We start from the raw sequence: 19,784 nt of genomic DNA, 5'->3' as shown, positions 1-19,784 counted from the left end.
TTCGATGGTCCTTTCGTTCGAGATCACTTGATGCCGGTGAGTGCGATGCCCTGCACGAAGTAGCGCTGCAGGAACACGAACACGAGCAGGATGGGCGCGACCACGACGACGGCGCCCGCCATCATGAGCCCGTACTTGGCCGCGTTCTGGCTGACCGAGTAGAGGGCGAGCGCGACGGGGAGCGTATACATGTCCTCCTTCGTGGCCACGACCAGCGGCCACAGGAAGTTGTTCCAGCTCCCGAGGAAGGTCAGGATCGTCAGCGTCGCGACCGCCGGCCCGCACATCGGCATGATGACGCGCAGGAAGATACGCCATTCGCTCGCGCCGTCGATGCGTGCGGCCTCGATCAGCTCGTCGGGGAGACTCAGCATGAACTGCCGCATCAGGAAGACGCCGAGCGGCGAGATGAGGAACGGCAGGATGAGGCCCGGGTAGGAGTTCACCAGTCCGAGGTTCGCCGTCAGCACGAACAGCGGCACGAAGGTGACGACTCCCGGGACCATGAGCGTGCCGATGACGAGCGCGAACAGCAGCTTCTTGCCGCGGAACTGCAGCTTTGCCAGCGCATAGCCGATCATCGAGCAGAAGACGATGTTGCCCAGCGTGACGAAGACGGCCACCACGACGCTGTTGATGAAGAACGTCGTGAAGTCCAGGCGGCCGAAGAGCGTCTCGTAGTTCTCCACCGTCGGGTTCTGCGGCAGGAAGCCCGTGGGGTTCTGGCGGATCTCGGCATCCGACTTGAACGAGCCGAGGAACATCCACACGAACGGCATAACCATGGCGATGAGGCCGAGCGTGAGCACGATGTACAGCCACCAGCGCGGGCGCTCGCCGCGGCGCCTGCGGCCCGCGGGGTGGCTCTCGGGCTCGACGACGTCGGTGTCGGTCACCGATGCCGAGGCGAGGACCGGGCCCAGCCGTTCGGCCTCGGCGCGGGATGCTTCGGCGCCGGCCGCATCGGCACGGGGAGGAGGCGTGGTCGTCATGTCAGTCCTTCCTTGCGATGAGGCGGAACTGGATCAGCGAGAGCACCACGATGGCGAGGAACAGCACGTAGCTGGCCGCCGACGCGTAGGCGTAGTTGCCGAATCCGAACTGGTCGTACGTGTACATGGCCGTCGACAGGGTCGCGTCGAGCGGACCTCCCTGGGTCATCACGTACGGCTCTTCGAAGAACTGCAGGAATCCGATTCCCGTGATGACCGTCGCGAACAGGATCGCGGGCCGCATCGCGGGGATCGTGATGTTCCAGAACCGCTGCCAGGCGTTCGCGCCGTCGACCATCGCGGCCTCGTGGTGCTCCCGCGGCACCCCCTGCAGGGCGGCGAGGAAGATCACCATGATCGTCCCGATGTTGCGCCAGACCGCCATCATGATGAGCGACGGCAGCGCCCACGTCGTCGACTGCAGCCAATCGGGTCCCTGGATGCCGAATACGGCCAGGAAGCCGTTGAGCAGGCCGTCGGGCTGGAGGATGAACCGCCAGACGATGGCGATGGCGACGATGCTCGTGACCACGGGGGCGTAGTAGCCGACGCGGTACACCGTGCGGAAGCGGCGGATGCCCTTGTCGAGCGCGAGTGCCACCGCGAGGGCGAGCGCGATCGTGAGCGGCACCGCCACGACCACGAAGGTGAACGTGTTGAGCAGCGATCGCAGGAACCGCGGGTCCTGGAACAGGCGGATGTAGTTGTCGAAGCCGACGAGGTTCACCTGGAACGGCGTCTGCAGGTCGCGCGTGGTCATGTCGGTGAAGCTCATGAGGAACGATCCGACGATCGGCCCGGCCATGAACACCAGGAACAGGATCACGAACGGTGCGGCGAACAGCCACGCGGTGCGCGTCATGCGGCGCTCCCGCCGCGACGCCCGCGCACGAGGTGCGGGGCGCCGCGGCGGGGCCGCGGGGGTGGCAAGGGAGGTCATGGGATGCCTCTTACTGGCCTGTCCCGATCGACGTCGCCTGCTGCTGGATCGCGGCGACCGCGTCGGCCGGCGACGTGTCGCCGCGGGTGGCCTTCTCGAGCTCCTGATCGATCACGGCCGACACCTGAGCCCACGTGGGGATCGCCGGCGGGGCCTTCGAGTCCTGCAGCTGCTCCCCGAACACGCTGAGGTAGGGATCCTCGGCGAACGTCGGGTCATCCCACGCCGCCTGCACGCTGGGGAGGTCGGTCGAGATGTCGTACCAGGCGAGCTGCGTCTCGGGCTGGCTCAGCCACCGGACGAACTTCCAGGACGCGTCGCGGTTCTCGGTGTCTTCGAACACGGCCAGGTTGCCACCGCCGGTGAAGCTCGTGCGGCTGTCGGCGCCGGGCACCATCGCGACGCCGAATTTGTCGGCGAAGTCCTCGCCGCCCTGCTCACGCAGCAGGCCGACGTGGAATGGACCGCTGTAGAAGGCGCCGACCTCGCCGTTGATGAAGGCGGACTCGATCTCGCCGCCCTCGAGGCGGCGCGGCTCGGAGATGCCGTCCTCGAAGAAGCTCGTGTAGAAGGAGAACGCCTCCTCCCACTCCGGAGTGTCGAAGGTGAACTCGGTGCCGTCCTCGTTGAGGATCTCGCCGCCCTGCTGCCAGGCGAGCGGGGTCACGTACTGCCACGAGTCGAAGCCGCCCGGCGGGAGCGAGACGCCCCACTCGGCGCCGGCTTCCTGCAGGCCCTTCGTGAACGCCGTGTACTCGTCCCACGTCGTCGGCGGCTCGAGGCCGGCCTTCTCGGCGAGGTCGGTGCGGTAGTAGAGCACGCGGGTGTCGACGTACCAGGGCACTCCGTAGGCGACCTCGTCCACGACCGCGGTCTCCCACGAGCCCTCGAAGAACGACGACTCGTCGACCAGGCCCTCGGGCGTCGGCTCGAACGCGCCGGTCGCGGCGAACTCGCCGACCCACGTCGTGCCGAGCATGGAGATGTCAGGGGTCTCGCCGCCGGCGATCGCGGTCGCGATGCGGTCGTGGGCGCTCTCCCACGGAACGGCGGTGACCTCGATCTGGACGTCGGGGTTCTCCTCCTCGAACTGCGCGGCGAGCTCGTCGAGGACCTCGCCCTCGTTGCCCATCGCCCACACCTCGACGGTGCCGGTCGCGGGGGAGTCGTCGATCGCCTCGCCTCCGCCGCCATCGCCGCCACCCGTCGGCGCGTCGGTGCGCCCGCAGCCTGCGAGCAGCAGCGCTCCCACGAGTGTCACGGCGCCGGCTGCGGCCAGTCGCGAGGTTCTGCGTGTGAATGTTCTGGTCATCGGTCTGACGCCTCCATCGGTCGTCGCCGCCCTCGGCGGCCCTGCCTCGGCTGTGTTCCGGCACATCTCGCGCCGTGTGATCGACCCTACGCCAAAAACCTAACAGGTGAAAGGTATTAGCGATGAGAAATGCCTCATGCACGGCAGGATGCCGCCAGCTGCGCGCCACAGGACAGGCCCTGGTGCGGCATCCGCTCGCGTGCTAGCCCGCCGCTCCCACCGCCCCGTTCGGTGCCCGGGGGCCCGGGCACGACATCCGTTTGTGTGGGCGAATGGGCGTCCGAACGGACCCGCAGGCGCGCCAACGCCCGCACAAACGGAACGGCACGGGCGGCGACGAACGAGCCTGGGCCGGCGGCGGCGGGCTAGTGCCGCCCGGCGACGAAGTCGGCGACGTGGGCGGGCCACGCCGTGCCGGTGCCGGATCCGGATGCCTCGAACCGGTCGGCTGTGCGATACGCGGCGTAGATCGCGTTCACGGCGAGCCAGCGTAGCGGCTCGGGCTCCCACTTCCTGGCCCGGTGCCCGACCCACGGCAGGTGCACCAGGCCGGTGTCGCGCTCCAGCACGAGATCGGCGAGCGTGCGGCCGGCGAGATTCGTGGCCGTGACACCCGTCCCGACGTAGCCGCCTGCCCAGCCGAGCCCGCTCGCGCGGTCGTGTCCGACCGACGCGGCCCAGTCGCGGGGCACGCCCAGGACGCCCGCCCAGCCGTGGGCGATCGGCACGGACGCGGCATCCGGGAAGAAGTCCCGCAGCAGACGGGTGAGCGCCGCGATCGTCCGCTCCTGCGTGGTGCCGTCCTCGTCGACGTGCGAGCCGTACCGGTACGGCACTCCGCGCCCGCCGAACGCGATGCGGTCGTCGGCCGTGCGCTGGGCGTACATGTACACGTGGGCGAAGTCGCCCAGGGTCTCGCGACCGTTCCACCCGATCGTGTCCCAGACGGTCCCGGGGAGGGGGTCGGTGACGATCATCGAGGAGTTCATCGGCAGCCAGGTGCGGTGCTCACCGCGCAGATCCGCCGTGAAGCCCTCGGTCGCGCGCAGCACGTGCGACGCGGTCACGATCCCCCGGTCGGTGATCGCGCGGCCCGACGAGATCTCCGTGACGCGGGTCTGCTCGTAGATCGGCACGCCGAGGCGCTCGACAGCGGCGGCGAGCCCGGCGGCCAGCTTCGCCGGGTGCACGCGGGCGCAGTGCGGATGCCACACCCCGCCGAGTACGCCGTCCACGGCGATGCGGGAGGCGGCGGACGCGGCATCCAACTCAACGACATCGGTGTGCGGCCATTGCTGCTCAGCCTTCACGGCGGCGCGGAGCCTGGCCAGCTGGGACGGCGTGCGGGCGACGCCGAACTCGCCGCCCTTCACGATGTCGGCGTCGATGCCCTCGCGGGCCGCGACCGCGATGACCTCGTCGACCGTCTCGTTGAGCGCGCGCTGCTGGGCGGCGGCGGGATCGCGCCCGTGGGATGCCTCGTACCGCTCCCGTCCGCCCGTGACGGTGTTCGTCAGCCAGCCGCCGTTGCGTCCGGATGCCCCGAACCCGGCGAACCGCTGCTCGAGGATGGCCACGCGCAGGTCGGGCTGCAGGGTCTTGAGGTAGTACGCCGCCCACAGGCCGGTGTATCCGCCGCCGACGATCGCGACGTCGACGTCGATCGGGCCGGGGAGTGGCGCACGCGGAGCGGGCGTCCCGCCGAGCTGCCGCCACCACCACGAGACGTCTCCGTTGGGTACGCGCGGCTCGGTCATGGGCCCATCCTGTCGCGGATTCGCGCTGCCGGCCGAGGACGATCCGTCCCAATCTGGCCCGGCCGTGCGACAGGCCGCGTGTGCGCAACGTCGGCATTCCCGTCGCGCGCGGGCAGGCAAGGCGGGCTGGGCGCGACGTAGTCACGGACTGCCGACGTTGTGCACTCCGCCCCTGTGCGCCGAACCGGAGCCCGAGTCGCCAAGACACGCCGGCGCGGCGGCGCGGATACGGCGTGTCTTGGCGACTCGGGGCGCGGCCGGCGACTCGGGGCGCTGCCGCCGACTCGGGGCGCGGCTGAGACTCGGGGCCCGGGTTCGCGCAGCGTCAGTCCTCGACGGCGCGGAGCGCGGCCCACAGCTCGGCGCGGGCGGCGAACGAGGAGAGGTCGGCGCCCAGCACCCGCTCGATCTGCGCGAGGCGCGTGCGCACGGTGTGCCGGTGCACCCCGAGTGCGCGAGCGGATGCCTCGTGCGAGCAGTCGTTGTCGAGCCACGCCTGCAGAGTCTCGACCAGGTGGGTGCCTTCCGCGGCGTCGTGGTCGCGCAGCGGCGCGAGCTCCGCGCGCGCGAGCGCTCGTGCCTCGTCGGACAGCGCCGACAGCACGCCGGTGCGCGCGAGCTCCGCGAAGAGCGTGACGCCGTCGCCGCTGCGGTCCCGCGCGACCTTCGCCTGCGCGATCGCCGCGGCGAACGAGTCGTAGCCGGCGGGATCCGACAGGCCGATGCGCACACCGAACCGCTCGGCGACCTCCTCCACCGGGCCGCGCTCGCCGGCGGGCACGACGATCACGAGACCGTCGTCGCCGCGTCCGAAGAAGAGCGCGCCGCGCTTCTCGTCGACGCGGAGCTCGAGGAGTTCGGCGATCGCGTCGATGCGGGATGCCGTGGCATCCGTCAGCGCCACCTCGACCGGCGCTGCCGGCAGCGGCCCCCACAGTTCGCGCGAGATGCGCCGGGCGAAGGCCGGATCGTCTGCGAGGAGCGTCTGCACCAGTCCGGCGCGCAGCACGCCGCGCGCACGGCTGAGGCCCTGCTGCTGCTCGAGCGCGAGCCCCGCCATCGCGATCACCGCCGTCACGACCCCGCGACCCTCCTGGTCGAGGTCGCCCGCGGCGATGGCGATGACGCCGCGAAGGTGCCCGCCGCGTCCGAGCGTCTGGAGGCTGAACGGCGTCTCGCGGATGCGCAGCGACGAGCCCGCTCGTGCGCCGCGGTTGAGGACGCCAGTGACTTCGCGGCGGAGATCCTCGGCGGTGGCCGCATCGAGACCGCCCGCGGGATGCTCCCGCACGAGCTCCCCGGCGGCGTCGTACATGCCGACCCACGTGTCGAGCTGCCGCGCGAGTTCGGCGACGGTCGCCCCGAGCCCGTCGGGCCGCAGCGCGGCGAGGGCGATCGCGCGCTGCGCGGCGAGCGCCCAGCTGCGCCGGGAGTACGCCTGCGCGGCGATCGCCTCGGCGTTGGCGCGCGCCACGGCGATGAACGGCGTGCGGTAGGGGACCTCGAACAGCGGCATCCGCTCATCGCGGCACGCCTCGACGAGCGCCGGAGGGATGCCGTCGCGCACGACCTCGGTGCCGAATCCCAGACCTACGACTCCGCGCGCCGCGAGCCGGTGCACGTAGGCGCGGAACGCGCCGGTCTCGTCGGGCGACTCCGGGAACTGCGTGCCGGTCGTCAGGAGCACCAGGCCCTCCGAAAGGAAGGGCGTGGGGTCGACGAGGTCGGTGCTGTGCACCCAGCGCACGGCGCGGTCGAGTGTGCCCGGTTCGAGGTGCTGCTCGCCGGCGAGGACGAGTCGCAGGTCGGCACGGGTGAGAAGCGCGCGCAGCGTGGGGGCGTCGGCGACGGCGGGCATGATCCTCCAAGGTGTACCGGCTGTACAGCAGGCTAAGGAGAATGTACAGCGAGGAGGGTGCGGCGCGTCTGGCTCGGTCCTACGCTCGCCCCCATGAGCGCTGTCGACACCCTCACCGAAACGCCCATCGGCGGTCCCACCCTGCCGCAGGAGCGTCGCCTCGTGACGAGCATCCCGGGTCCGCGCTCGCAGGAGCTCCTCGACCGCAAATCCGCCGCGGTGGCAGCCGGCGTGGGGCACACGGCACCCGTGCACGCGGTGGCGGCCGGCGGCGGCGTGATCGTCGACGCCGACGGCAACTCGCTCATCGACCTCGGATCCGGCATCGCCGTGACCACGATCGGCAACGCGCACCCGAAGGTCGTCGCAGCTGTCCAGGCGCAGGTGGCGCAGTTCACCCACACGTGCTTCATGATCGCTCCCTACGACTCCTACGTGTCGGTCGCCGAAGCGCTCAATCGCGTCACCCCGGGCGACCACGCGAAGAAGAGCGCACTGTTCAACTCCGGCGCGGAAGCCGTCGAGAACGCGGTCAAGATCGCGCGCAAGTTCACCGGCCGGCAGGCCGTCGTCGCCTTCGATCACGGCTACCACGGCCGCACCAACCTCACCATGGCCCTCACGGCCAAGTCGATGCCCTACAAGAGCGGCTTCGGCCCGTTCGCGTCAGAGGTCTACCGCGCACCGCTGTCGTACCCGTTCCGCGACGGACTGAGCGGAGCGGATGCTGCGAAGAAGGCCATCTCGGTCATCGAGAAGCAGGTCGGCGCCGACAACCTCGCCGCCGTCATCATCGAGCCGATCCAGGGAGAGGGCGGGTTCATCGTCCCCGCCGAGGGCTTCCTTCCCGCTCTCGTCGAGTGGTGCCGCGCCAACGGGGTGGTGTTCATCGCCGACGAGATCCAGACCGGCTTCGCTCGCACTGGGGAGATGTTCGCGAGTGACGTGTTCGGCATCGTGCCGGACCTGATCACGACCGCCAAGGGCATCGCGGGGGGCTTGCCCTTGGCGGCCGTGACCGGACGGGCCGAGATCATGGACGCCTCTCACGCGGGCGGCCTCGGCGGCACCTACGGCGGCAATCCCGTCGCGTGCGCCGCGGCGCTGGCCGCGATCGACGTGTTCGAGAACGACGGCATGATCGAGCGCGCCCGCGAGATCGGCGCGATCCTCACCGAGCGCCTCGGTGCGCTGCAGGCAGCCGACCCTCGTGTCGGCGACGTGCGCGGCCACGGTGCGATGATCGCCGCCGAGTTCGTGAACCCCGCGACGGGTGAGCCGGATGCCGCGCTCACCGCCGCGGTCGCGAAGGCGTGCATCTCCCAGGGCGTGATCGTGCTCACCTGCGGCACCTACGGGAACGTGATCCGTTTCCTTCCGCCGCTCTCCATCGGCGACGACCTGCTCCACGAGGGCATCGACGTCGTCGCCGCCGCACTCGCGGCATCCTGATCCAGCGACATGTCCCGGTTTCTCCGGGGCATGTCCCGAATTCGCTCGCATGGCGCTTGCCGAGGCGAGGAAAGTGGGACACGGCGCGACGCCGAGTCTCGAGGCCGCCGGACGGCCGCACACCGGACAGAGGAGTCTCATGCAACAGCTGACGCGTGACGTCGTGATCGTCGGGGCTGGTGCCGCCGGCCTCACCGCGGCGAATGAACTCAGGAAGGCCGGACTCTCCGTCGTGGTGCTCGAGGCGCGCGACCGGGTCGGCGGGCGACTGTGGACCGATGTGATCGACGGCGCGATGCTCGAGGTCGGCGGCCAGTGGGTCTCGCCCGACCAAGAGGCGCTCAAGGAGACGATCGCCGAGCTGGGTCTGGAGACCTACAGCCGCTACCGCGAGGGCGATTCGGTCTACATCGGCCGCGACGGCTCGGTCCGCCGCTTCACGGGAGAGATCTTCCCCGTGGCACCCGAGACCGAGAAGGAGATCGTCCGCCTGATCGAGAAGCTCGACGGCATGGTCGCGCAGATGGACCCCGACAAGCCGTGGGAGCACCCGGATGCCGAGGAGCTCGACCGCATCTCATTCGAGGCGTGGCTCGAGGAGCAGACGCCCGACCAGGAGGCGCGCGACAACATCGCCCTCTTCATCGCCGGCGCGATGCTGACCAAGCCCGCCTACGCCTTCTCGGCACTGCAGGCGCTGCTCATGGCCGCGAGCGCGGGGAGCTTCACTCACCTCGTCGACGCCGACTACATCCTCGACGAGCGGGTCGTCGGCGGCCTCCAGCAGGTGCCGCTGCTCCTCGCCGAGCGCCTCGGCGACGACGTGCTGCTCGGTCAGCCCGTCAACGAGGTCCACTGGCACGCGGACGGCGTCCGCGTCGTCACCGACGAGGACCTCGAGGTGCGCGCGCGATTCGTCATCCTGGCGCACGCGCCGATCCTCTACCCGTGGATCGAGTTCCAGCCCGCTCTGCCCCGGCTGAAGCAGCAGATGCACCAGCACATCTCGATGGGCTTCGTGATCAAGGTGCACGCCGTGTACGACCGTCCGTTCTGGCGTGAGCAGGGCCTGTCGGGAACCGCCTTCAGCCCCTACGAGCTCTCCCACGAGGCGTACGACAACACCAACCACGGCGACGAGCGCGGCACCCTCGTCGGGTTCGTCTCGGACCGCAACGCCGACGACCTCTTCCGGGCGTCCGCGGAGGAGCGCAGAGCGCGCATCCTGGAGTCGTTGTCGCACTACTACGGCCCCGAGGCACTCGAACCGCTCGTGTACTTCGAGAGCGACTGGGGAGCGGAGGAGTGGACCCGCGGCGCGTACGCCGCGAGCTTCGACCTCGGCGGCCTCACCCGCTACGGCGCGGACCTGCGCACCCCGGTCGGACCGATCCACTTCGCGTGCAGCGACATGGCCGGCGCCGGTTACCAGCACGTCGACGGCGCGATCCGCATGGGTCGGCTCGTCGCCGCGAACATCGTGGACGGAGCGCGCGCATGAGCGGCCGCATCGTCGTCGGATACACCGCGACGGATGCCGGAGCCGACGCCGTCGCCCTCGGTGCACGGCTGGCCGTGGCATCCGATTCCTCTCTTCATCTCGTCGTCGTGCTGCCGGGCGAGGAGCGCAGCGTGATCACTCCGCCGGACGCGGGGTACGACGAGTACGTGCGCGAGCAGGCCGAGAAGTGGCTGGCCGATGCCGCGGGCACCGTGCCCGCGACCGTGCGCACTCGCACGCACGTCCGCTTCGCCGAGTCCTTCGCCGCGGGTCTGATCGATACGGCTCACGACATCGGCGCCTCGCACATCGTGGTCGGCGCGGCGAACGGCGGCCTGCGCGGGCGCCACCGCCTCGGCACGGTCGCCAGCGAGCTGCTGCACTCCGCCGATGTGCCCGTGGTGCTTGCGCCCGAGGGTGCTCGGCGCATCGATCCGGCGAGCGGCATCACCCGCATCACCGCCGCGATCGGGCTCCGTCCGGGCGCGGACCTGCTCCTCGAGGAGAGCGTGGCGCTCGCGTCGGCGACCGGTGCCGAGCTGCGCCTGGTGTCGCTGGTCGCCGTCGATCTTCCCGCCGGGATCGCGGGGAACGAGTCGGCGGCGATGCACGCGGACGAGGTGTTCGTCCACGCCCGCCGCGCGCTGCCGAAGGGTGTCGACGCCGAGGCCGTGGTCGGACTCGGCGACAGCATCGAGGACGCCGTGTCGCATCTCAGCTGGGAACCCGGCGAGATCGCGGTGGTCGGCTCGAGCCGCCTGGCGCGTCCGCGCCGTCTGTTCCTGGGGTCCACGGCAGCGAAGATGCTGCACGAGCTCCCCGTGCCCATGATCGTCGTGCCTCGCACGCGCAAGAAGAAGGGACCGCAGGCATGAGCGATCGCAGCAGGGCTGAAGCAGTCACCGGCGAGCCGGTCACCGGCGGCCTGTCCAAGAAGGGCCTGAGCGCCGGCACGATCGGCCTGCTGGGCGCCGTCGTCATCGGAATCTCGTGCATCGCGCCCGCGTACACCTTGACGGCAGCGCTCGGTCCGACGGTGTCGGAGGTGGGATTCCAGGTCCCGGCCATCATCCTCATCGGATTCATCCCGATGCTCCTCGTCGCGCTCGGCTATCGCGAGCTCAACCGCGCCATGCCCGACTCGGGAACCTCCTTCACCTGGGCCGCTCGCGCGTTCGGCCCCTGGGTGGGCTGGCTCGCCGGCTGGGGGCTGATCGCCGCGACGATCCTCGTGCTCTCCAATCTGGCGGGCATCGCCGTCGAGTTCCTGTTCCTGCTCATCGACCAGCTGGCCGGGAGCCCGGGCACGATCGCGGAGCTCGCGTTCAACCCGTTCATCAACGTGGCGGTGTGCCTGCTGTTCATGGCCGGCGCGACCTACATCTCGTACCGGGACCTGCAGACGACGCAGAAGCTGCAGTACGTGCTCGTCGGGTTCCAGGTCCTGGTGCTGATCTTCTTCGCCGTGGCGGCATTCGTCCACGTCGCCAACGGGACGGCGTTCGACGCCAGCCCGGTGGAGCTCTCCTGGTTCAATCCCTTCGCCATCGAGCCCACCGAGACGCTCGACGCGTTCGGGGCGATGGTGGCGGGGCTCTCGCTGTCGATCTTCATCTTCTGGGGGTGGGATGTCACCCTCACGATGAACGAGGAGACAAAGGACCCCGAGAAGACCCCCGGGCGCGCGGCGACGCTCACCGTCGTGACCATCGTCGTGCTGTACCTGCTGATCTCGGTGTCGCTGCTTGCCTACGCCGGCACCGGCGCGGGGGAGCTGGGGCTGGGCAACGAGGACATCCAGTCCAACGTGTTCTTCTACCTGAGCGGTCCGATCCTGGGCCCGCTGGCCTTCCTCGTGTCGCTGGCGGTGCTGACGAGTTCGGCCTCGTCGCTGCAGTCCACATTCGTCGGCCCGGCGCGGACCCTCCTCGCGATGGGGCACTACAAGGCACTGCCGCCGGCCTTCGCGAAGGTGTCCCCGCGGTTCTTCACGCCCGGCTACGCGACGGTCGTCTCGGCCATCGTCGCCTCGGTCTTCTACACGGTGATGCGGTTCGTGAGCGAGGACGTGCTGTGGGACACGATCACCACCCTCGGAATGATGATCTGCTTCTACTACGGCATCACGGCGTTCGCGTGCGTGTGGTACTTCCGCAAGCAGTGGACGGACTCGGCGCGCAGCTTCTTCTTCACGCTGCTGTTCCCGCTCGTGGGCGGAATCATCCTGCTCCTGCTGTTCGGCAAGACGCTCTACGACAGCATGGACCCCGACTACGGCAGCGGCTCGAACATCGGAGGCCTGGGGCTCGTCTTCATCCTCGGCGTCGTCGTGATCGGGCTCGGCGTGGTCATCATGATCTGGCAGGCCATCAAGCGTCCGGCATTCTTCCGCGGCGAGACACTCGGTATGGATGCTCCCGCAAGCCTTCGACGTACCCGCCGCTGAGCGGCAGACTGTGACCCAACCATCCGATCGGAGAGAACACCCATGAGTGAGTACGCCGTCGTCAACCCCGCCACGGGCGAGACCCTGGCCACCTACCCGACGATCACCGACGAGGCCCTCGAGACGGTCCTGGCCGGAGCGGATGCCGCCTTCCGCACGTGGCGCAACGTCCCGGTGTCCGACCGCGCGGCGCGCATCCGCAAAGCCGCGGACCTGCACCGCGAGCGACGCGACGAGCTGGCCGCCATCATCGTGCGCGAGATGGGCAAGCCGCTCGAGGCCGCGCTCGGCGAGGTCGACTTCGCCGCGGACATCACCGAGTACTACGCCGACCACGCCGACAAGATCACCGGCGACCAGCCGATCGACATCGACGGCGACGGCACCGCGGTGATCCGCCGCACGGCGCTCGGGCCGCTCCTCGGGATCATGCCGTGGAACTTCCCGTACTACCAGGTGGCCCGCTTCGCGGCGCCGAACATCGTCATCGGCAACACGATCATCCTCAAGCACGCCGGTCAGTGCCCGGAGTCGGCCGCGGCGATCGAGAAGATCTATGCGGATGCCGGGCTCGGCGACGGTGTGTACACCAACGTGTACGCGTCGAACGAGCAGGCGGCGACGATCATCGCCGACCGGCGCGTGCAGGGCGTCTCGGTCACCGGCTCGGAGCGCGCGGGTGCGGCGGTCGCAGAGGTCGCGGGCCGCAACCTCAAGAAGGTCGCCCTCGAGCTCGGCGGATCCGATCCGTTCATCCTGCTGTCGACCGACGACCTCGACGGGGCGGTGCAGGCGGCTGTCGACGCGCGCCTCGACAACACCGGCCAGTCGTGCAATGCGGCGAAGCGCTTCATCGTGATCGACGGTCTGTACGACGAGTTCCTCGAGAAGTTCACCGCGAAGATGAGCGGCGCCAAGGTGGGCGACCCGTTCGCGGAGGACACCGTGCTCGGCCCGCTGTCCTCGCTCGTCGCCGCGGAGCGCCTCGCCGAGCAGGTCGACAAGGCGGTCGCGCAGGGTGCGACGCTCGCGACCGGCGGCACGCGCGACGGAGCGTTCTACCCGGGAACGGTGCTCACCGGAGTGACGAGCGAGATGGACGCGTACAGCGAGGAGTTCTTCGGTCCCGTCGGCGTCGTCTACAAGGTGGCGGACGAGGACGAGGCGGTGAAGATCGCGAACGACACCAGCTTCGGCCTGGGCTCGTACGTGTTCACCACCGATGAGGAGCAGGCCGCCCGGATCGCCGACAAGATCGACGCCGGCATGGTCTACGTCAACCTGGTCCTCGCCGACGAGCCGGGTCTGCCGTTCGGCGGTGTCAAGCGCTCCGGCACCTCGCGGGAGATGGGGCTGCTCGCCGCCGACGAGTTCGTCAACAAGAAGCTCATCCGCGTCGGCGCCTGATCGATCCCGCGTTTCGTCTCGCTTCGCTCGCTCAACGACCGGTGGGGGCAAGCCCCCGGTCGTTGAGCGAGGAGCGCAGCGACGAGACGAAACGTGCCTCCCGGTCGTTGAGCGAGGAGCGCAGCGACGAGACGAAACATGCCTCCCGGTCGTTGAGCGAGGAGACGAAACGTGCCTCCCGGTCGTTGAGCGAGGAGCGCAGCGACGAGACGAAACGCCCCGGTGTCGGAGGAGGCCCCTACGGTCGGGCGATGCCCTTCACCTATATCCTCCGGTGCGCTGACGGCACGTTCTATGCCGGGAGCACACGCGACCTCGGTCGGCGGATCGAGCAGCATGAGGCGGGCATGGGGAGCGCGTACACGCGTCGCCGGCTTCCCGTGGAGCTCGCCTGGAGTGGCGAGTTCGAGCGCATCGACGATGCGTTCGCCTGGGAGAAGCGCATCCAGGGGTGGAGCCATGCGAAGCGTGAGGCGTTCATCCTGGGCGGCATCGACGCAGTTCGCGGATGGAGCGTCCGAACGAGGCACTCTCCGTAGTTCGGTGCGTTTCGTCTCGCTTCGCTCGCTCAACGACCGGGGACGGGGTGGCTCGCTCGTTCAACGAGCGGGGGGCAGGGCGGCGAGGGCCTCTGCTACGGCTTCTTCCGCCCAGACCACCTGCTGGGGCGTGCCCCAGCGGGCCGCGGCATCCTGCGCCTTCTCGAACTCCACGAGCGCATCGTGCGGGCGGCCGGCGTCGAGGTGCGACCAGCCGGCGTTGTTGTGCAGCGACACCAGCCAGCGCCGCGTGCGCGGATCGGTCGTCGGGTCGAGCACCTCGATCGCGCGGGCGGTCCACTCCGGCGCGTGCTCGGGGTCGGCGATCGCCAGCATGTGCAGCGCGTCGACCTGCAGGAACGTCAGGTGGGAGGATGCCGCAACATCGGCCGCGAGCTGGAAGAGCGGTCGTGCCGCATCAGGGTCGCCGGCGGAGTTGCGCAGACGCCCGCGCTCCAGTGCGACGCGCACGGCCACGGCCGGCGAGACCACCGGAGTCGTGCTGAGCACGGCGTCGGCCTCGACGAAGCGCTCCTGCAGGCCGAGGGCCCGCGCGACCTGGGTCTCGAGCTCGGCGCGGGTCGCGGCATCCGTCTCCGCCTCCACGGCGGCGCGCAGACGCGACTCGGAAGCCACGCGATCATCGAACTCCCACAGCTGGTCGAGAAGAGCCTGAGACAGGGTCATGGCGGCATGCTAGCGCCGCCGCCGGAGCCCGACCGCTCCGGCGTGCAGCAGCATCCACGGATTCGCGGGGCCACGGGGCATGCCGTACACTGGAGCGTGCAGTTGAAGTCTGCATTCTTTCGCCGTGCCCGTGATTCGGGCAGGCTCCTCTCGTTCAGGCGTCGGTGGAAGAGCGCGGGCTTCAGAGGCCTCCGGGCCTCTAGGGCGGTAGCTCAATTGGCAGAGCAGCGGTCTCCAAAACCGCAGGTTGCAGGTTCGATTCCTGTCCGCCCTGCGCGTCAGCGCAGCGCCGGCACCACGCGTCCGGCGGTTGACAACACAGTGCGAAGGCGAATGCCGGCGCACGGAAGGTAATCAGGTGGCATCGATGGTTCAGGACGAGCCGACGGGCGAGGTCGTCCCCGCGGGCGGCGCACCCCGCGAGAAGAAGCCGAACGTCTTCTCGCGGATCGCCATGTTCATCCGTCAGGTCTTGGCCGAGCTCCGCAAGGTCGTCACGCCGACGCGCCAGGAACTGCTGAAGTACACGGCGGTCGTGCTGGGCTTCGTCGTGATCATGATGGCGATCGTCTATGGCCTCGACGTGCTCTTCGTGTGGATCACGGCGTACGTCTTCGGAGTGCCGGCCTCCTGAGCCACCTGAACAGCCCCGACTCCACGGGGCGCGCGAGTGGGATCCGATCCCGCTGCGAACAGAACGGAAGAGAATTCAGTGTCTGAAAGATTCATCGACGACGCCGACTGGGCGACGGCGGCGGAGCAGTCCTCGGAGGATGACGAGGCCCAGGAGGGCAACATCCTCGCCGAGGAGGACCGCGCCAACACGGCGGCCGAGCACGTGGCGATCCACATCGTGGACGACGCGGACGAGGATGACGTCGACCTGGACGACATCGACATCGACGACCCGGAGGCGGACGCCATCGTGAACGACGCTCTGAACCTCGACGAGGCGGCCGAGACCGAGGCTGCCGCCGAGGTCATCAACGACTCCATCGCCGAAGAGGTGGCGGAGCTCGAGGCCGAGGCCGCCGACGAGGTGACCCCTTACGACGGTCCCGACGTGAACGGCGACGACGACGCTCCCGTGCTCGACGAGGAGTTCGTGGCAGAGGTCGAGGCCGCAGCGGACGTCGTCGACGAGGTCGAGTCCGGCGAGGTCGAGTCCGACGAGGTCGAGTCCGACGAGGACGAGTCCGACGAAGACCCCTATGAGGCGTTCCGCGCCGAGCTGCGCATGCTCCCGGGCAAGTGGTACGTCATCCACTCCTACGCCGGCTTCGAGCGCAAGGTGAAGGCCAACATCGAGCAGCGCAAGTCGACGCTCGAGGTCGAGGACGACATCTTCCAGATCGAGGTCCCCATGGAGGACGTCGTCGAGATCAAGAACGGTCAGCGCAAGATGGTCACGCGCGTCCGGATCCCCGGCTACGTGCTCGTGCGCATGGAGCTCACGGAAGACACCTGGTCGGTCGTGCGTCATACGCCCGGCGTGACCGGATTCGTGGGCAACGCCCACAACCCGACGCCGCTGCGCTTCGAAGAGGCCTTCAACATGCTGAAGAGCCTCGTCGAGATCAAGGAGACCGCGCCCACGAAGGCCGGCTCCGCCAAGAAGGGCGCCACGGCCGCGTCGCGCGTCATCCCCGCCGAGGTCGACTTCGAGGTCGGCGAGACGATCACGATCAAGGAGGGCTCGTTCGCGGGTCTTCCCGGCACGATCAGCGAGATCAAGCCCGAGAGCGGCAAGCTCACGGTCCTCGTCTCGCTCTTCGAGCGCGAGACCCCGGTCGAGCTCAGCTTCGACCAGGTCACCAAACTGTAAAGACTTCCCGGGGCTGGTCCTCGGGGGAACCGCTGCTCGGAGATGCCGGGTGTGCGGGAGAGAAGATGCTCCGGCATCTGCTCGTACGAAAGGAAAGAAGAATGGCACCGAAGAAGAAGGTGACCGGCCTGATCAAGCTTCAGATCAACGCCGGTGCAGCCAACCCGGCGCCGCCGATCGGGCCCGCGCTCGGTCAGCATGGCGTCAACATCATGGAGTTCTGCAAGGCGTACAACGCCGCGACGGAGTCGCAGCGCGGCAACGTCATCCCCGTGGAGATCACCGTCTACGAGGACCGCAGCTTCACGTTCGTTCTGAAGACCCCTCCGGCCGCCGAGCTCATCAAGAAGGCCGCCGGCCTCCAGAAGGGCTCGCCGACCCCGCACACGACCAAGGTGGGCAAGCTCACCAAGGAGCAGGTGCGCCAGATCGCAGAGACGAAGCAGCCCGACCTGAACGCGAACGACATCGAGGCCGCCTCGAAGATCATCGCCGGCACCGCCCGTTCCATGGGCATCACGGTCGAGGACTGAGGGGGATAGGAAACATGGGTACCAAGTCCAAGGCCTTCCAGGCCGCTGCCGCCAAGATCGAGGCGGACAAGTTCTACACGCCGACCGAAGCCGTCGCGCTCGCGAAGCAGACCGGCTCCGCCAAGTTCGACTCGACCGTCGAGGTCGCGCTGAAGCTGGCCGTCGACCCGCGCAAGGCGGACCAGATGGTGCGCGGCACCGTCATCCTCCCGCACGGCACCGGCAAGACCGCCCGCGTCATCGTGTTCGCGACGGGTCCGGCCGCTGAGGCCGCGATCGCCGCGGGTGCGGATGAGGTCGGCGGCGCCGAGCTCATCGAGAAGGTCGCCGCAGGCTGGACCGCGTTCGACGCGGCCGTCTCGACGCCCGAGCTCATGGGCCAGGTCGGTCGTCTGGGTAAGGTGCTGGGTCCTCGTGGCCTCATGCCCAACCCCAAGACCGGCACCGTGACCCCCAACCCGGCCAAGGCCGTGGAGGAGATCAAGGGCGGCAAGATCGAGTTCCGCGTCGACAAGCACGCCAACGTGCACTTCGTCGTGGGCAAGGCATCGTTCTCGGCCGAGCAGCTCGACGAGAACCTCGCCGCAGCGCTCGAGGAGATCATCCGTCTCAAGCCGTCGAGCTCGAAGGGCCGTTACATCCAGAAGGGCGCCGTGTCGACCACGTTCGGCCCCGGCATCCCGCTGGACGTCAACTCCTTCTGATCCTCGGATCGCACGCGCGGGGCCTCACCTTCGGGTGGGGCCCCGCCGTCGTTCGCGCGGCTCCGTCTTGTGGCGGGGGCGCGCGCGGCGCTACGGTTCCCCCGATGCGGGCGCATCCCGTCCGACTGTGGTCGCGGCGCCCGCGGGGGAGCGTGATGGGCGCTGGGTTGGCACTCGAATCCGGCCGGGCCGCTGTCGCGGACCGGCGCTGGCGCGAGGGGTTCGAGCGCCTCGCGGAAGCCCGGGCGGAGAGTTCCGAAGGCCTGGACGCCTCCGATCTCGAGCTCTTCGCGACCGCATCCCTCCTCCGCGGCCGGACGACCACCGCCGTCGAGGCGATGACGGAGGCGCACGATCTCCACCTCGCTCGGGGGGACACGGCCGGCGCCGCCCGCACCGCGGGCTGGCTCGCCATCGAGATGCTCGAGATCGGCGACCTATCGCTGAGCGGGACCTGGATGGGCCGCGGACTGCGGCTCGTCGCCCACCTGGACGACGGAGCTGCCGTCGGCGGCCGGATGGCGCTCGTCCCCGCCGCGTTCACCGGGCTCTTCGTCGGAGACTTCGCCGAGGCGCTGCGCAAGTTCGACGAGATCGCGACGATCGCGGAGCGGACCGGCGATCGGGAGCTGGCCGCGCACGCGGCATTCGGCCGGGGCAAGTGCCTCACCACGATCGGCGACACGGCCGACGGACTCGCCAGCCTCGACCAGGCGATAGCGGCAATCGTGGCCGGCGAGGTGTCGACCCTGTGGACGTGCGTCTTCTTCCGCAATCTCTTGGATATCGCGCACGAGTCGTTCGACCTCGGACGTGCACGGCAGTGGACGTCGGTGTTCTCGCGCTGGTGTTCCGCGCAGCCCGAGCTGATCGCCTACAGCGGGCAGTCCCACGCCTACCGGGCGCAGCTCCACCTGCTCGACGGCGAGTGGGCCGAGGCATCCGCGGCGGCCACCGTCTCGGAGGAATGCCTGCGCGCGGGCGACTTCACCGCCGGCTACGTCGCGAACTATCAGCTCGCCGAGGTGCACCGCCTGAGGGGGGAGCACCGTGCGGCGGACGAGCACTACCGTCGCGCCGCCGCGACGGGATGGGATCCCCAGCCGGGATGGGCACTGCTGCGGATCGCCCAAGGGGAGATCTCTCCGGGGAGGGCGATGCTCCGCCATGCCGTGGCGGGGGCCGATGAAGGGACCCGCCGCCGGCTCCTCCCCGCTCTCGTGGAGGTGGAACTGGCGGCCGACGACGTCGACACGGCGCGACGGGCCGCCGAGGATCTCGCCGCACTGCGCCGCGACTCACCCGCTCCGATGCTCGCCGCCCTCGCCGACGCGGCTGCGGCGCGCGTCGCGTTCGCACGCGGCGATACGCGGGTTGCCAGGGAAGCCGTCACGACGGCGATCTCGGCGTGGACCGCCCTGTCCGTGCCCTACGAAGCCGCCCGGTGCCGCGTGCTTCGAGGGCGGATCGTGCGCGTGGACGGCGATGACGACGCGGCTCTCGCGGATCTCGACGCCGCACGGAGGGCCTTCGCCGACCTCGGCGCGCACTCGGCGCTCGCCGAGGTCAACGAGCTGATGGGGCTGCGCACGGCCGGCGCGCTCACCCCGCGCGAGGTCGAGGTGCTGCGTCTCGTATCGACCGGGCTCACCAACCGCGGCATCGCCGAGCGGCTCTCGCTCAGCGAGAAGACGGTCGCGCGCCACCTCAGCAACATCTTCGGCAAGCTGGGGCTGTCCTCCCGCTCCGCCGCGACCGCCTACGCCTACCAGAACGGACTCATCTGATTCGGGTGCGCCCTCGCTCTGCACATGCACGGCGGCGGGGCCTC

At 69.6% G+C, this 19,784-nt stretch carries 17 protein-coding genes and 1 tRNA gene; 12 read left to right on the top strand and 6 right to left on the bottom strand.

What is annotated here, in order from left to right; all coding sequences use genetic code 11:
* Positions 1-23 precede the first annotated feature (23 nt).
* The 5 genes from ASD93_RS09820 to ASD93_RS09800 all read right to left on the bottom strand — a co-directional run bounded on the left by ASD93_RS09820 (position 24) and on the right by ASD93_RS09800 (position 6,859).
* Complete coding sequence (locus tag ASD93_RS09820; RefSeq protein ID WP_082569270.1) at positions 24-992, bottom strand: carbohydrate ABC transporter permease; 969 nt, start codon at positions 990-992, stop codon at positions 24-26.
* 1 nt (position 993) lies between these two features.
* Positions 994-1,854: a carbohydrate ABC transporter permease gene (locus ASD93_RS09815; RefSeq protein WP_235566929.1), complete on the bottom strand. Its 861-nt coding sequence runs from the start codon at positions 1,852-1,854 to the stop codon at positions 994-996.
* A gap of 88 nt (positions 1,855-1,942) precedes the next feature.
* Positions 1,943-3,244 carry a sugar ABC transporter substrate-binding protein gene (locus ASD93_RS09810; protein ID WP_200950661.1) on the bottom strand — a complete coding sequence of 434 codons (1,302 nt, stop codon included), beginning with the start codon at positions 3,242-3,244 and terminating at the stop codon, positions 1,943-1,945.
* 365 nt (positions 3,245-3,609) lie between these two features.
* Positions 3,610-5,001, bottom strand: coding sequence for an NAD(P)/FAD-dependent oxidoreductase (locus ASD93_RS09805; RefSeq protein ID WP_056121783.1), 1,392 nt, complete (start codon positions 4,999-5,001; stop codon positions 3,610-3,612).
* Positions 5,002-5,326: 325 nt separating this feature from the next.
* Positions 5,327-6,859, bottom strand: a complete 1,533-nt coding sequence (locus ASD93_RS09800; protein WP_056121781.1) for a PucR family transcriptional regulator — start codon at positions 6,857-6,859, stop codon at positions 5,327-5,329.
* 93 nt (positions 6,860-6,952) lie between these two features.
* Here ASD93_RS09800 and gabT point away from each other — a divergent pair, with 93 nt between their 5' ends.
* The 6 genes from gabT (at position 6,953) to ASD93_RS16165 (ending at position 14,204) form a co-directional block, all read left to right on the top strand.
* Positions 6,953-8,311 carry a 4-aminobutyrate--2-oxoglutarate transaminase gene (gene gabT, locus ASD93_RS09795; protein ID WP_157536923.1) on the top strand — a complete coding sequence of 453 codons (1,359 nt, stop codon included), beginning with the start codon at positions 6,953-6,955 and terminating at the stop codon, positions 8,309-8,311.
* 139 nt (positions 8,312-8,450) lie between these two features.
* A complete protein-coding gene (locus ASD93_RS09790) occupies positions 8,451-9,812 on the top strand; it encodes a flavin monoamine oxidase family protein (protein WP_056121777.1) in 1,362 nt (453 codons plus the stop codon).
* Positions 9,809-10,687, top strand: coding sequence for a universal stress protein (locus tag ASD93_RS09785; protein ID WP_056121775.1), 879 nt, complete (start codon positions 9,809-9,811; stop codon positions 10,685-10,687). Before ASD93_RS09790 ends, ASD93_RS09785 begins: the two co-directional genes overlap by 4 nt.
* Positions 10,684-12,258 (top strand): APC family permease, encoded by a 1,575-nt coding sequence (locus tag ASD93_RS09780; RefSeq protein WP_056121773.1) that lies wholly within the window; start codon positions 10,684-10,686, stop codon positions 12,256-12,258. Before ASD93_RS09785 ends, ASD93_RS09780 begins: the two co-directional genes overlap by 4 nt.
* A 42-nt stretch (positions 12,259-12,300) precedes the next feature.
* Entirely contained in the window at positions 12,301-13,665 is a 1,365-nt protein-coding gene (locus ASD93_RS09775; protein WP_056121771.1) for an NAD-dependent succinate-semialdehyde dehydrogenase, read from the top strand.
* A 62-nt stretch (positions 13,666-13,727) separates the two neighbouring features.
* Positions 13,728-14,204 carry a GIY-YIG nuclease family protein gene (locus ASD93_RS16165; RefSeq protein ID WP_235566928.1) on the top strand — a complete coding sequence of 159 codons (477 nt, stop codon included), beginning with the start codon at positions 13,728-13,730 and terminating at the stop codon, positions 14,202-14,204.
* Positions 14,205-14,264: 60 nt separating this feature from the next.
* On the opposite strand, the gene ASD93_RS09765 is transcribed toward ASD93_RS16165, so the two are convergent.
* Entirely contained in the window at positions 14,265-14,891 is a 627-nt protein-coding gene (locus ASD93_RS09765) for a hypothetical protein (RefSeq protein ID WP_056121767.1), read from the bottom strand.
* Between the two features lie 201 nt (positions 14,892-15,092).
* Here ASD93_RS09765 and ASD93_RS09760 point away from each other — a divergent pair.
* From ASD93_RS09760 to ASD93_RS09735, 6 genes are all read left to right on the top strand, one after another.
* Positions 15,093-15,165, top strand: a tRNA-Trp gene (locus ASD93_RS09760).
* Positions 15,166-15,258: 93 nt separating this feature from the next.
* Positions 15,259-15,525: a preprotein translocase subunit SecE gene (gene secE, locus ASD93_RS09755; protein ID WP_056121765.1), complete on the top strand. Its 267-nt coding sequence runs from the start codon at positions 15,259-15,261 to the stop codon at positions 15,523-15,525.
* A 78-nt stretch (positions 15,526-15,603) separates the two neighbouring features.
* Positions 15,604-16,716 carry a transcription termination/antitermination protein NusG gene (nusG, locus tag ASD93_RS09750; RefSeq protein ID WP_056121763.1) on the top strand — a complete coding sequence of 371 codons (1,113 nt, stop codon included), beginning with the start codon at positions 15,604-15,606 and terminating at the stop codon, positions 16,714-16,716.
* A gap of 101 nt (positions 16,717-16,817) precedes the next feature.
* On the top strand, positions 16,818-17,249 hold the full coding sequence (rplK, locus tag ASD93_RS09745; RefSeq protein ID WP_056121761.1) for a 50S ribosomal protein L11: 432 nt from the start codon (positions 16,818-16,820) through the stop codon (positions 17,247-17,249).
* A gap of 14 nt (positions 17,250-17,263) precedes the next feature.
* Positions 17,264-17,953, top strand: coding sequence for a 50S ribosomal protein L1 (gene rplA / locus ASD93_RS09740; protein ID WP_056121759.1), 690 nt, complete (start codon positions 17,264-17,266; stop codon positions 17,951-17,953).
* Between the two features lie 167 nt (positions 17,954-18,120).
* Complete coding sequence (locus ASD93_RS09735) at positions 18,121-19,740, top strand: response regulator transcription factor (protein WP_056121756.1); 1,620 nt, start codon at positions 18,121-18,123, stop codon at positions 19,738-19,740.
* Positions 19,741-19,784 lie beyond the last annotated feature (44 nt).

Origin of the sequence: Microbacterium sp. Root180 (assembly GCF_001428485.1) — a bacterium.
Taxonomy (GTDB): domain Bacteria; phylum Actinomycetota; class Actinomycetes; order Actinomycetales; family Microbacteriaceae; genus Microbacterium.
This window is presented reverse-complemented; position numbering and strand designations above follow the sequence as displayed.